We start from the raw sequence: 12,677 nt of genomic DNA on the forward strand, positions 1-12,677 counted from the left end.
ACAACGATTCGCCGATGCTGGAACTGACGCGGGTGGTCAAGCAGTACCGTGTCGGCGAACAGCGGGTACGCGCGCTCGACGAGGTGAGCATGCGCATCGAGGCGGGCCAGTTCACCTCGATCATCGGGCCTTCCGGTTCCGGCAAGAGCACCCTGCTGCATCTGCTCGGCGCCCTGGACAAGCCCGACGAGGGCTCGATCCGCTTCCGCGGCACCGAGATCGGTGGCCTCGACGAGGACGCCCAGGCGGCTTTCCGTTTGCAGCAGGTCGGTTTCGTCTTCCAGTTCTTCAACCTGCTGCCCACGCTGTCGGCCTGGGAGAACGTCGCGGTGCCGAAGTTGCTGGACGGCACCGGATTACGCAAGGCCAAGCCGCGCGCGCTGGAACTGCTCGAGCTGGTCGGTCTGGGCGACCGAGCCCAGCACCGGCCCGCCGAGCTCTCCGGCGGGCAGATGCAGCGCGTCGCGGTGGCGCGGTCGCTGATCATGGATCCGCCGCTGATCCTGGCCGACGAACCCACCGGAAACCTGGACTCCAAGACCGGCGCGTCGATCCTGGAACTGCTGGGTGAGATCACCGCGCAGGGCAATTCGGTCGTGATGGTGACCCACGACATGGGCGCCGTCGCGTACTGCGATCGGGTGATCACCCTGCACGACGGCCGGATCGACGCCGACGACGTCGTGGCAGCGCGGGTCGACGCATGATCGCGGCGATGTGGGATCGGTTGCGGCTGTTCAACATCGGTGAACTGATCCGCCATCCGGGCCGCACCGTCATGTCCACGGCGGTGATGGCGGTGTCGGCCTCGCTGCTGGTCGCCGTGCTGAGCATCTCCGGCTCGGTGACCGGCTCGGTAGACCGGCTCACCCAGGGCCTGGCAGGCACGGCCGAGCTCGAGATCACCGGCATCACCGACGCCGGCTTCGAGCAGTCCCTGCTCGCCCGGATCAGCGCCACGCCCGGCGTCGCGACGGCGGTGCCGATGTTGCGCACCACGCTGGGCGCCGGTCCCGACCGGGCCATGCTGGTCGGCGCCGACGCGAATGTCGCCGCGCTCGGCGGCGATCTGGCCGGGCCGATGGCCGAGCACACGGCCGAGCTGGTCAGCACGCCGCGCGGGGTGCTTGTCGGCGCCGCCATGGGCTACCAGGTGGGCGACAGCATCCCGATCGGCTGGGGCACCGGGACGGTGGCGGGGGTGCTCGACGACGAGGCGACCAACCGGCTCAACGGCGGTCACCTGATCGCCGCCCCGCTGCCGCTCGCGCAGTTGCTCACCAACCGGGTCGACCGGCTCGACTCCGTGCAGATCCTGCCGAAGCCCGGCACCGATATCGGGCAGCTGCGGGCCGATCTCACGGCCGCCGTGGACGGGCGGGCCGTGGTGGCCGAGCCGAGCCTGCGGACGGCGCAGGCCGGCGGCGCGATCCAGATCCTGCGGTATTCCACGCTGATGTCGTCGGCGGCGGCGCTGATGGTGTCGGCGTTCCTGATCTACAACGCGATGAGCATGGCGGTGGCCCAGCGCAGGCCGACGCTGTCGCTGCTGCGGGCGATCGGCGGGCAGCGCGGGCCGATGGTGCGCGACCTGCTGGTCGAGGCGGCGCTGCTCGGTCTGATCGGCGGCGCCATCGGGTCGGCGATCGGCGCGGTGATGGGCCGGTTCGCGATCGAGCGCCTGCCCGCGGCGATCGTGCAGTCGGTGGAGTCGCGGACCGAGTTCATGGTGCCGAACTACGCGGTGCCCGCGGCGATCGTGGCCTGCGTGGTGGCGACCGTGCTGGCGGCGGCGATCGCGGCGCGTCAGGTGTACAAGGTGGCGCCGGTGGAGGCGCTGGCGCCGGTCGAGGCCAGTGATTCGGCCGCCGACAACGCGGTGCTGCGCTGGGCGGCGCTGGCCGGTGGGCTCGGCCTCGTCGGGGTGGCCGTCACGCTGGCCTTCCTCGATCTCGGACGGATCTCGCTGGGCGCCATCTCGACCTCGTTCGCCGCGGCGGTGCTGCTGTGCTTCGCCGCCACCGGCCCGATCGTGCGCGGCGCCGCGGGCATCGCCCGCTGGTTCGGCGCACCCGGCGCGCTCGGCGCCACCACCCTCGAACGCGCGCCACGCCGCGTGTGGGCGACCGCGATGACGGTGATGATCGGCGTCGCGGCCGTGGTGGCGCTCGGTGGCGCGTCCGGCAACATGGTCGACTCGGCGACCGAATCGTTCGAGAGCCTGGCCGACACCGATCTGTATGTGAGCGGCAGCCCGGTCGAGCAGTTCCCGACCGGCCCGATCCTGCCGCCCGAACTGCGCGAGAAGGTGGCCTCGGTGCCCGGCGTCGCGGCGGTGCGGCCCGCGCAGATGGCGTTCGCGACCGTCGGCACCGGGCGGGTGATGGTGCAGGGCTATCCGCCGACGGCCGACGAGAGCAGGCTGAGCGCGGTCGATCCGGCCGTGGTCGAGCGGATGGAGCGCCGCGAGGGCGTTGTCGTGACCCGTGATGTGGCCAGGTCGATGCACGTGGCCGCCGGTGACGAGATCACGATGCCCACACCGTCGGGCGCACGGACCGTGCCTGTCCTGCAGGTCATTCCGTACTTCACCGCCGTCTCGGGTGTGGTGATGATGAACCTGGATCAGATGCGGGAGTGGTATCAGCGACCCGGCGAGACCATCCTGTCGGTGGAGTACACCCCCGGCGCCGACCCCGAGACGGTCCAGGCCGCGGTGCGCGCACTGGTCCCCGAGGAGTTCTACGTCGCGACCGGCGCCGACATGGTGAACGCCATCTCCTCCGGCGTGCAGCAGGGCGCGGCCATGAGCAACATGATCCTGTGGATCGTTGTGCTGGTGGCGACGGTGGCGCTGCTCAACACGCTGATGCTGTCGGTACTGGAGCGGCGCAGGGAACTCGGCGTGCTGCGCGCCATGGGCACCAACCGCAAGTTCCTCTTGCGCTCGGTGCTCGCCGAGGCGGCGGGCATCGGCTTCATCGGCGCCGCCATCGGTCTCGTGATCGGCGTGGGCGTGCAGTACCTCGGCACCGTGGCCATCGGCCACGCCATGACGATCGACATCGTCTACCGGCCGAGCCCCCTGCTCCTGGTGTACGGCATCGTCGCCCTGGGACTCGCCCTCCTCGGCTCGATCCCACCCGCCTTCCGCGCGGCACGGATGCCGATCGTCGCGGCGCTGGCGGTGGACTGACGGATGTCGCGGTGTCGCCGGTCCGCCCGGTGGCACCGCGACGAAGGGCTAGCGCGCGGCGCCCGCCAGCATGGCGCGATGGAATTCCCAAGCGTCGCCGATGATTTCCGAGAGCTGCGTCCGGCGCGGAGTCCAGCAGAGTCGCTTGTGTGCCTTCGCCGAGGACGCGACGCAGACCGCTGGGTCGCCGGGGCGCCTGTCCTCGACATCGATCGGGAAGTCGGCGCCGGTCACGGCGAGCACGGCATCGATGATCTCGCGATTGGAGAAGCCGCGACCGTTGCCCAAGTTGAAGACCTCGTGCTCGCCGGGCCGGACCGCGTCGAGCGCGAGCAGGTGCGCGTCGGCGAGGTCGGCGACGTGGACGTAATCGCGCACGCAAGTGCCGTCCACGGTCGGATAGTCGGTGCCGAAGAGGGTGAACCGGGGCCGCTGCCCCGCTGCGGCCTGCAAGAGGATGGGGATCAGATGCGATTCGGGATCGTGCCGTTCGCCCAGATGGCCGCCGTCGGCAGTGCGGACCGCGCCCGAGGCGTTGAAGTACCGCAGTGACGCTGCGCCCAGGGTCGTCGAGGCGCCGCACTCCCCCGCGATCATCTGATCAACGGTGAATTTCGTTGCGGCGTAAGGATTATTGGGCCGTACTTCCGCACCCTCGTCGAACGATGTCTGACCGTCGCCGGCGTACATGCTGCCGGTGCTGGAGAAGATCAGCCGCGGCACCGCAGCGAGCCGGATCGCGCGCAACAGGGCCAGGGAGCCCTCGATGTTGTTGCGCCAATACTTGTCCGGATTCCGCACCGACTCGGCGACCTCGATGGACGCGGCGAAATGCAGCACACCGTCGAATCCCGCGTCGGGCGTGAGAATCTCGGCAACCTCGTGTACCGATATCTCGTGGAACGTCGCCGCGCCGGGCACGTTCTCCCGGAAGCCGGTGGACAGATTGTCGAGCACGTGGACCTCGTGCCCCGCGTCGACGAGTCGGTGCGCGGTCACGCCGCCGATGTATCCGGCACCGCCGGTGACGAGCAGTTTCACAGCTCTCCTCGGGTTCTAGCGGACTATCGTCAGAGTGGAACGTCCTCCCACCAGGCGGTGACCTCGTCCTGGGCGGAGGGGCGTGGGGCGCCTGCGGTGCCGCTGCTGCCGCGGCGGCTCACGGCGATGAGGTAGTTCGCGCGCAGGTCGTCGTCGGGGAAACCGATCACCTGGTGCGCGGTGCTCATGCGGGCGCTGGAGGGGTCGGGGACCACCCAGCGGCGCAGGTCGAACTCGACGCCGTCCTTGTCGCCGGGATAGCGGACCGCGGCGGGCAGCGCCTCGACCACCGACCTCGCGTGCGCGGCGGACGGGTACTCGAGCACGAGGTAGCTCACCGACCCCGCGTTGTTATCGGTGCGCTCACACTGCCAGCCGGCGCTGATCGGATTCCATTGCAGTGCGGGCTCTTTCCACTCCAGCTCGCTCACCGACCGCACCGCGAAGCAGCGCGCGCCACGATAGCCCGGCCCCTCACCCGTGGCACCCTGCGGGACCAGAGTGGGAAACACCCGACGGCTCTCGGCGAACGAATCACCCACTGTCGTAGCGGAACTCGACGGCGGACCGGCGGTGGCGGCATCCTTGGCCTGGTCATCGTCGTCCCCACCGACCACCACGGCGACCAGCGCCACCAGCAGCGCCACCAACGCCACGACCAGACCGACGAGCGCCAACCACCCCAGCCGGTGCAACCCGGACATCCGCTTCGGCACAGGCAGCCGCGGGCCGGGCCAGGCCCGGCCCATCGGCGGTGGTGCGGGATAGGGGTGGACACCGTGTCCCGCAGGCCCCGGACGCGCGCCTTCGGCCGACGGAACACCCTGCGACCCAGCGGAAGCCTGGTGCCGTGCCGCGCTCTGTGGTGCCGGGTCGCTGTCCCCCATGTCGAACGGCTTGTCCGGCTCGGCCGCGCCACCGCCACCGCCACCGCCACCAGCCGCACCACCACCGTCAGCTGTGCCACCACCAGCCGTGCCACCACTACCAGGCACGCCACCACCGCCAGGCACACCGCCACCGCCATGAGTGCCGCCACCACCCGGCGTGCCGCCACCACCCTCAGCCGCACCACCACCGGCAGGCATACCACCACCGGCAGGCACGCCACCACCGCCATGCGCGCCGTCACGACCGTCAGCCGCGCCACGACCGTCAGCGTCGCCACCACCAGCCGTGCCGCCACCTGCAGGCGTGCCGCCACCGCCATGCGCGCCGCCACGACCGTCAGCCGCGCCACGACCGTCAGCGTCGCCACCACCACCAGGCGCACCACCACCACCGTCAGCCGCGCCAGCACCGGCAGGCGTGCCGCCACCGCCATGCGCGCCACCACCAGCCGTGGCACCACCGGCGGGCGCGCCGGCACCGCCACCGACCGCACTTGTGCCCACCGCAGCGCTGCTGCCCGTGGCAGTTCCACCCGGCTCCGCGGTACCGGCGCGCAAGGATTCAGCGCTGCCCACTGAGCCACCGTCGGCTATTGCGCGGTCGTCGACCATCGCGCCGCGGTCTGCCGCCGGAGCTCGCGCCGAACGCGCCGAAACAGTGTCCGTGGCGTCGGCGTCGCCGGCGACTGCGGCCGATCCCTTGGCATCGGCCTCGGCGCCCACCGCAACGGGTCCGGTGAGACCCATCTCGGCCCGCACCGCGACGGATCCCGTGGCACCGGCTGTCCCAGCGGCACCGGGCGAACCGGCGACCGGCGCGTCCGGGGCCTCAGCACTCCCCGTCCGCTCCGACTCCGCCACATCGGAACCGCCGCTGGCGCCTGCTGGATCGGCGTTCGACTTGTCCGGCTCACCCTCGATGAACCCTGGTCGTTCCTCGGATGAAGCGCGGCCGGCGCCACCACCTCCGTCCGTGAGCTGTGGCTCTGCCGCGAAATCCTCGGGGGCGGGCACTCTTTGAGCCTGGTCCGGCGGGCTGGACGAACTCGCGATCGCGGTGACGATGGTCGGGGCGTTCGCGTTCGCGGCCAATCGCGCGGACTCCGGCATCGGCACCACATCGGTGACCGCTGACTCGGATCCGTCGGTGCGCACCGACGAGGGGTGGTCGCCGACCGCACCCCCGCCTGCCTGCGCGCCCGCCGGATCTCGGCGCTGAGGCTCTGCGTGAGCGGCTGCACCCTGCCCGGCTCCCGAATTCCCCGCCGGTCCGCCGCTCGACACAGACGATCCCGGCTCGACACCGGGCCGCACCGGCGGCAGATCCAGCTCCGCCATCGGCGGTGAGTACTCGCCCGCCCCCACCGAGGGCGCCGCCGAATGCTGCTGTGCCGCATCGTGCGAACCACCTGACGGCGTAACCGCAGGATGTCCGGACTCGGGGTGAGCGACCGGACCACGTCCCTGTCCACCAGCCGAAGCGGAACTCGGATGCGGCGGCACAGGCGACGCGGAGCCCAGGTGCGGCGGCACTGGCGAAGCGGAGCCGGGGTGCGGCACAGGCGAAGCCGAACCCGCGGGGGACGACGCGGGCGAACCCGAACCCACGTGCGGCGGAACGGGCGACGCGGAACCGGCGTCCGGCGGCACTTGCGAAGTCGAACCCTGCGGCGTCGGCACGGGCGAAACGGAGCCCGACTGCGGCGACACGGGCGAACCCGAACCCACGTGCGGCGGAACGGGCGAAGCCGAACCCTGCTGCGACACAGGCGAAGCCGGACCCTGCGGCGTCGGCACGGGCGAACCCGAGCCCACATGCGGCGGCACGGACGTAGCCGAACCCGCGTCCGGCGGCACGGGCGAACCCGAACCCTGCGACGTCGGCACAGGCGAAGCGGAACCCTGCTGCCTCGGCACGGGCGAGGCGGAGCCCTGCTGGGACACGGACGAACCCTGCTGCGGCACAGACTGACCCGGTTGCTGCACAGGCGAACCCTGCGGCGGCACAGGCGAACTCGAACCCACGTGCGGCGGAACGGGCGAATTCGAACCTGACTGCGGCACACGCGAATCCGGCCCCTGCTGCGGCGGCAGCACCGGTACCGGCGGCACGCGCGGTGGCGCAGCGGGAGGGGGAGGCGCGGCAGGTCCCCAATTAGCCTGGGGCACAGGCTGTCTCGGCGGTCCCGGTTGGGCCGCATATCCGGGGGCGGCCGGCGGGTAGGGCCCACCGCCCGGCTGGGGCGCGGGTGGGTAGTAGGCGGCAGGCCGAGGCAGAACGGGTGGGGTGTTGGAGGTGAGGGCCTTGCGGGCAGCCTTGGCGAAGGCCGTGCAGGAATCGAAGCGGGCGGCGGGATGTTTCGCCATGGCGGCGGCAAGGACCGCGTCGAGGGCGGGCGGTAGGCCTTGGCGGCGCAGGGCCAGGGGCTGCGGCGGGAGGTGCAGGGTGCCGCGGATGATCTCGTTCGGGTCGGGGGAATCGAAGGGGGCGACGCCGGTGAACAGCCAGTACAGGGCACAGGCCAGCGAATACTGGTCGGAGCGGTGGTCGAGTTCGGCGCCGGTCATCTGTTCGGGCGAGGCGTAGGCCAGCGTCGCGGTGAACATGCCCTGCTGGGTCAGGTGGGTGGAATCGGCGCGCAGACGGGCGATCCCGAAGTCGGTGAGGAACACCCGCTCGCCCTGGCCGCCGCTGGAGCGGGCCAGCAGGATGTTGGCCGGCTTCACGTCGCGATGCAGCACGCCCCTGCCGTGCGCGTAGTCCAGGGCATCGGCGACCCCTTCGATGATCTGCACGGCCCGCTCGGGCGGCAAGGCCATCGGGTCGACGGTGGCCGCGTCGACCCCGTCGACGTACTGCATGCTGATCCACAGCTGTTCGCCCTCGGCGCCACGGTCGAAGACGGTGACGATGCCGGGATGGTCGAGCCCGGCGGCGAGATCGGCCTCCCGCTCGAACCGCGCGCGAATGCGGGCGTCGGCGAACAGGTCCCGATTGAGCAGCTTGAGGGCGGTCAACCGGTCCAGCCGCGGGTGCCGCGCCAGGTACACCGTGCCCATGCCGCCCTGGCCGAGCATCCGCTCGACGGTGAACCCGGCGAACACCTCACCGATCTCGAGCACTGCGACCCCCTTCCGGCCTCCGTGGCGGACCAGCATGGCACCCGCGACCGCGTGTGACCACGTTCATTCGAATTCTCGCCGAAAATCGGTGAAACTTGCCATCAGTCGTCCGGGATCGTCCGGACGCGCTCGACGAGTAGTTTGCACCGCCGAAGATCAGCGCCGACGCGCAGTGGGTGGTGGGGAGGATCCGGTGGTGAATTCCATAGGGAGGGCAGCGGTCGTTCGCGGACTGCTGCACAGTGTGGTGCTCGTTTCGGCCGCGCTGAGCGCCTCGTGCGCGTTGCCGGACGCCCCGGCCGCGGTGCGTGCCCCGACGGTCGCGGTGAGCAGCGAGGACGCCGGGAACCCCGGCCTGTCGATCATGCGGCCCGACTCGCTGACCGCGGAGTTCACCCAGTTGCAGGCCCAGTTGCCCGGCCAGGTCGGGATGGCGCTGATGCCGGTCGGCGGCGGCCGGATGACGATCTACGGCGACTGGACCACCGGCATCGCCTGGTCCACCATGAAGGTGCCGCTGGCCGTCGCCGCGCTGCGCCACGATCAGGATCAGTCGATCTTCGAGATGGTGCAGGCCGCGATCACGGTGTCGGACAACGACGCCGCCTACGGGCTCTGGGAATCGCTCGGCGACGGCGAGGAGGCGGCCGCGGCCGTACAGCAGGTGCTCGACGAGGCGGGTGACATCCCGGCGGGCAAGGAGAGCCTGCGCACCGAACTCGACTACACCTCCTTCGGCGGCACCGAATGGTCGCTGGCCAATCAGGTGCGCTTCGCCTCGCGGCTGCCCTGCCTGCCGCAGACCGAGGTGGTCACGAAGCTGATGGGCGAGATCACCCCGGATCAGGGCTGGGGTCTGGGCCTGCTCGACAACACCGAGTTCAAGGGCGGCTGGGGCCCCGACGACTACACCGGCGTGTACACGGTGCGCCAGTTCGGGCTGGTGCCGGTGGGCAGCGGCCAGCTGGCGGTCGCCCTTGCCGCGCAGGCGGATTCGGGCACCTTCGAAGACACCACCGCGCTGCTGGACCGGATGACTCTGCTGCTGGCCCGGCACCTGCCGCAGCTGCGCGGCGGCGTCTGCCCGCGCTGAGCCCACCGGCTCAGCCGGGGACGACCAGGCCGGATTCATAGGCCAGGACGACGGCTTGGGCCCGGTCGCGCAGGCCGAGCTTCGAGAAGACCTTGGAGACATGGGTTTTCACCGTCTGCTCGGCGACGAACAGCGCGGCCGCGATCTCGGTGTTCGACAGCCCCTTGGCGACCAGTTCGAGCACCTCGCGTTCGCGCGGGGTGAGCGAGGCCAGCGCGGGCGCGGCGGGGGTGCGTGCCGTACTGCGGCGCCGGGTGACATCGGCGATCAACCGGCGCGTGATGGTCGGGGCCAGCAGTGCCTCGCCGTCGGCGACCACGCGCACCGCCCGCACCAATTCCTCGGCGGGCGCGTCCTTGAGCAGGAATCCGCTCGCGCCGAGGCTCAGCGCCTCGTAGACGTAGTCGTCGATGTCGAAGGTGGTGAGCATCAGCACGCGCACCGGCGGATCGAAGCCGGCGGCGAGGATCGCGCGGGCCGCCTCCAGCCCGTTCATCTCGGGCATGCGCACGTCCATGAGGACGACGTCGGGACGCAACCGCTTGGCCTCGGCCACCGCGATCCGCCCGTCGGCCGCGTCACCGATGACGCTGATGTCGGGCTGGGCGGCGAGCAACGCGCCGAAGCCTTGCCGGACCATCGCCTGGTCGTCGGCGATCAACACGGTAATTGCCACTCGACCACCCTAGTGTGCGCGGAAGCGATGCGTTCGCCGGTCTTTCGCGCCGGGGCCGGCCCGATCACGCGGGCACGCCTAGGCGGTGGGCAGTTTCGCCGACACCTCGAAGCCGCCGTCGCCGGTGGGTCCGGCGGCGAGTTCGCCGCCGACCGCCTCGACCCTGGTGCGCATGCCGTCGATGCCGTGTCCGCCGCCGAGGCCCGGACGCGACACGGTCGCCGAGGGCGCGTTGCGGACGGTCACCGCCACCGTGCCTGGGCCGACGGCGACCGCGACGAGCACCGGGGCGCCCGGGGCGTGCCTGGCCGCGTTCGCGATGGATTCCTGCACGACGCGGTACATGGTGAGCCCGGTCGTCTCCGGGACCGACTCCAGCGACCCGGTGACCGTCCACTCGACCGGCATCCCGGCCCGCTGGGCCGAGGCGCACAGCTCGGGCACGTCGACCGCGCGCGGCTGGGGCGCGTGCTCGGGCAACTGCCCGTCGCTGCGCAGCACCCCGAGCATGCCGCGGATCTCGTTGAGCGCGGTGCGCGCGGTGGCGCCGATGGACTCGAACTCGCCGCGGGCCGCGGGATCGAGATCGGCGATCCGATACGGCGCGGTCTGGGCCTGCACCACCACCATCGACATGTGGTGGGCGACGACATCGTGCAGGTCGCGCGCGATGCGTGCCTTCTCCTCGAGAATGGCTCGCCGGGCGCGTTCGACCTCGGTGACCTCCTCCTGTCGTTCGAGCTTGCGCCGCGAGGCGAGCAGCGTACGCAGCAGATACCCGAACAGCGCCAGGGCGCCGAGCCCGATCGGCCAGCCCCACAGCGGACCGGCGGCCGAGCCCGGCATGGTGGTGGCGAACAGCATCGACTGCGCCGCCCAGGCGACCACGACGACCGGCACCGCGGCCTGCAACGCCACCGCGAACAGCAGCACGAACAGCACGATGATGTGCACCACCTGGAACGGCACATCGTTGCCGGGGGTGGACGACAGCGCCAGCGAGATCAGCAGCGCCGACCCGGCCGAGACGGCCCAACCGAGTGCCGGGTTGATCCGCACGAACAGGATCGGGAACACCGCCAGCGCCGCGAGCAGCGGCGCGAGCGGCGCCGGCACCTCGTGGGTGACGAACAGGGTCGGCCAGGCGATGCTGTAGAGGATCAGCGCGACCGCGACGGTCCCGATGTCGAACCAGGTGCGCGCGGCGATTCGGCGCGCGGCAGGGCGCAGTTGTCCAGGCATGGCACGAGCCTACGAACCACCCGGTCGGCGGACCTCATACCCACGTGCCAAATCGGACCCCCTACCCTGGTGTGACCCCGACGCCGGGTCACCCGCCCGCGCGTCCCGAGAACCGGTCCGCAGCGGGATGCCCGCCGCGCGACCCGCTCCTTACCGTCGGAGGCCATGAACACCCCGCTTCGCCCGGTACCCGCCGCTCGCCGTGCCCGTACCGCAGTCTCCGCCGCCTCCGCGTCCGATTCCACGCACCGCCGCCGTAGCGGGGTCGCCCTGTGCACCGCGGGTGTGGCGATGGCCGCCGCGGTCGTCATGTCGGCGCCGGGCGCGATGGGCACCACTCCCGGCGGCACCGAGAACGCCGCGGCGGCCGCGGTGGTGCGCGCGCTCACCGACGACGACCCCGACGCCACCTCGCTGATCCCGCGCGACTTCGGCTACAAGTTCGGCTACGACCCGGCCCAGCAGGACGGTCTGCTGCTGAACCCGAACGGCAGCTGCTCCTCGCCGGTGACGCTGCCCGCCGAGTTCGCCGCGGCCTGCAAGGCGCACGACCTCGGCTACGACATGCTGCGCTACGCCGAGCGGGTCGACGAGCCGCTGGGCCCGTGGGCCCGGCGATCGGTGGACGCGGCGCTGAACCGCCGCATCCACGCGGCCTGCGAACTGCGCGACGACGAGTTCTCCCGGGCCCGCTGCGGGGTGATGGCCGACATCGCGTTCACCGCGGTCGATGTGAATTCGCGGCGCCAGGAGTACGGCGCCCCGGTGGTGGAGAACGTCTTCGCCGAGACCGATCCGGCCGACCGCCCGAACCTGTGGCCGCTGGCGCGCACGGTGCTCGGGTTGTTCGCGGCGACGGCGGCCTCGGCGGTGATCATCGATGCGCTGCGGAAACGTCGGCGCAGGCTTGTCTGAACGGCTTGCCGAAAATTAGAACTTGTCCTAGTTTTCAGGCATGGCCCTGACTATCGACGAAACGATCGAGATCGACGCCCCCGCCGAGAAGGTGTGGCAGGTCCTCACCGATTTCGGTCGCTACGGCGAATGGAACACCTTCTGCTACGAGGCCGCCAGCACCCTGGTGCCGGGTGAGCCGATCGACATGAAGGTGAACCTCGGCGGCAACGAGCGACCCCAGCGCGAATGGATCCGCAGCCACACCCCCGGCTCCGAGTTCAGCTACACCATGAAGCCGGTCCCCGCAGGCGCACTGCACAGCCTGCGCTCGCACACCGTGGTGCCGCTCGGCGCCGACCGCTGCCGCTACGAATCGCGGTTCACCCTGGCCGGCTGGCTGAGCCCGGTGGTGAACCTCGCTCTCGGCAAGCACCTGCGCGCCGGCTTCACCGCGATGACCGCGGGCGTCGCGAAGCGGGCCACCGAGATCTGAAAAACGGGGTGCGCCAGGCCGATCCG

Annotated in this window: 10 protein-coding genes and 1 pseudogene; 6 read left to right on the forward strand and 5 right to left on the reverse strand. The window is 71.3% G+C overall.

Features of this window, described 5'->3' with window-relative positions:
• Nucleotides 1-14 precede the first annotated feature (14 nt).
• Both AB0H56_RS11200 and AB0H56_RS11205 read left to right on the forward strand, forming a co-directional pair.
• Entirely contained in the window at nt 15-707 is a 693-nt protein-coding gene (locus AB0H56_RS11200; protein WP_167456140.1) for an ABC transporter ATP-binding protein, read from the forward strand.
• Nucleotides 704-3,196, forward strand: coding sequence for an FtsX-like permease family protein (locus AB0H56_RS11205; protein ID WP_357160547.1), 2,493 nt, complete (start codon nt 704-706; stop codon nt 3,194-3,196). The genes AB0H56_RS11200 and AB0H56_RS11205 overlap by 4 nt, the downstream gene beginning before the upstream one ends.
• A 48-nt stretch (nt 3,197-3,244) precedes the next feature.
• Here the strand turns inward: AB0H56_RS11205 and galE are convergent, their stop codons facing one another.
• Both galE and AB0H56_RS11215 read right to left on the reverse strand, forming a co-directional pair.
• Nucleotides 3,245-4,237: a UDP-glucose 4-epimerase GalE gene (gene galE, locus AB0H56_RS11210; protein WP_357160549.1), complete on the reverse strand. Its 993-nt coding sequence runs from the start codon at nt 4,235-4,237 to the stop codon at nt 3,245-3,247.
• Between the two features lie 29 nt (nt 4,238-4,266).
• On the reverse strand, nt 4,267-4,941 hold the full coding sequence (locus tag AB0H56_RS11215; protein ID WP_357161290.1) for a hypothetical protein: 675 nt from the start codon (nt 4,939-4,941) through the stop codon (nt 4,267-4,269).
• Between the two features lie 141 nt (nt 4,942-5,082).
• Between AB0H56_RS11215 and AB0H56_RS11220 the strand changes: the two genes are divergently transcribed.
• Nucleotides 5,083-5,706, forward strand: coding sequence for a hypothetical protein (locus tag AB0H56_RS11220; RefSeq protein ID WP_357161293.1), 624 nt, complete (start codon nt 5,083-5,085; stop codon nt 5,704-5,706).
• Nucleotides 5,707-7,530: 1,824 nt separating this feature from the next.
• Here the strand turns inward: AB0H56_RS11220 and AB0H56_RS11225 are convergent.
• A pseudogene (locus tag AB0H56_RS11225) lies at nt 7,531-8,286 on the reverse strand (serine/threonine-protein kinase); the annotation flags it as partial.
• A 160-nt stretch (nt 8,287-8,446) separates the two neighbouring features.
• Here AB0H56_RS11225 and AB0H56_RS11230 point away from each other — a divergent pair.
• Nucleotides 8,447-9,343: a hypothetical protein gene (locus tag AB0H56_RS11230; protein ID WP_357160552.1), complete on the forward strand. Its 897-nt coding sequence runs from the start codon at nt 8,447-8,449 to the stop codon at nt 9,341-9,343.
• Nucleotides 9,344-9,353: 10 nt separating this feature from the next.
• Here AB0H56_RS11230 and AB0H56_RS11235 read toward each other — a convergent pair whose 3' ends face one another.
• Complete coding sequence (locus AB0H56_RS11235; protein ID WP_110035985.1) at nt 9,354-10,019, reverse strand: response regulator transcription factor; 666 nt, start codon at nt 10,017-10,019, stop codon at nt 9,354-9,356.
• A gap of 78 nt (nt 10,020-10,097) precedes the next feature.
• Complete coding sequence (locus AB0H56_RS11240) at nt 10,098-11,261, reverse strand: histidine kinase (protein ID WP_357160555.1); 1,164 nt, start codon at nt 11,259-11,261, stop codon at nt 10,098-10,100.
• Between the two features lie 165 nt (nt 11,262-11,426).
• Here AB0H56_RS11240 and AB0H56_RS11245 point away from each other — a divergent pair, with 165 nt between their 5' ends.
• Complete coding sequence (locus tag AB0H56_RS11245) at nt 11,427-12,176, forward strand: hypothetical protein (RefSeq protein WP_357160558.1); 750 nt, start codon at nt 11,427-11,429, stop codon at nt 12,174-12,176.
• A 40-nt stretch (nt 12,177-12,216) separates the two neighbouring features.
• Nucleotides 12,217-12,651: an SRPBCC domain-containing protein gene (locus tag AB0H56_RS11250; protein WP_357160561.1), complete on the forward strand. Its 435-nt coding sequence runs from the start codon at nt 12,217-12,219 to the stop codon at nt 12,649-12,651.
• Nucleotides 12,652-12,677 lie beyond the last annotated feature (26 nt).

Origin of the sequence: Nocardia sp. NPDC050717, assembly GCF_040654275.1 — a bacterium.
Classification (GTDB): Bacteria; Actinomycetota; Actinomycetes; order Mycobacteriales; family Mycobacteriaceae; genus Nocardia.

What these genes read in the sequence shown, in the direction of transcription:
- AB0H56_RS11200 (WP_167456140.1), top strand. Translation starts at nt 15, where the DNA reads ATGCTGGAACTGACGCGGGTGGTCAAGCAGTACCGTGTCGGCGAACAG.
- AB0H56_RS11205 (WP_357160547.1), top strand. Translation starts at nt 704, where the DNA reads ATGATCGCGGCGATGTGGGATCGGTTGCGGCTGTTCAACATCGGTGAA.
- AB0H56_RS11215 (WP_357161290.1), bottom strand. Translation starts at nt 4,941, where the DNA reads ATGTCCGGGTTGCACCGGCTGGGGTGGTTGGCGCTCGTCGGTCTGGTC.
- AB0H56_RS11240 (WP_357160555.1), bottom strand. Translation starts at nt 11,261, where the DNA reads ATGCCTGGACAACTGCGCCCTGCCGCGCGCCGAATCGCCGCGCGCACC.
- AB0H56_RS11245 (WP_357160558.1), top strand. Translation starts at nt 11,427, where the DNA reads ATGAACACCCCGCTTCGCCCGGTACCCGCCGCTCGCCGTGCCCGTACC.
- AB0H56_RS11250 (WP_357160561.1), top strand. Translation starts at nt 12,217, where the DNA reads ATGGCCCTGACTATCGACGAAACGATCGAGATCGACGCCCCCGCCGAG.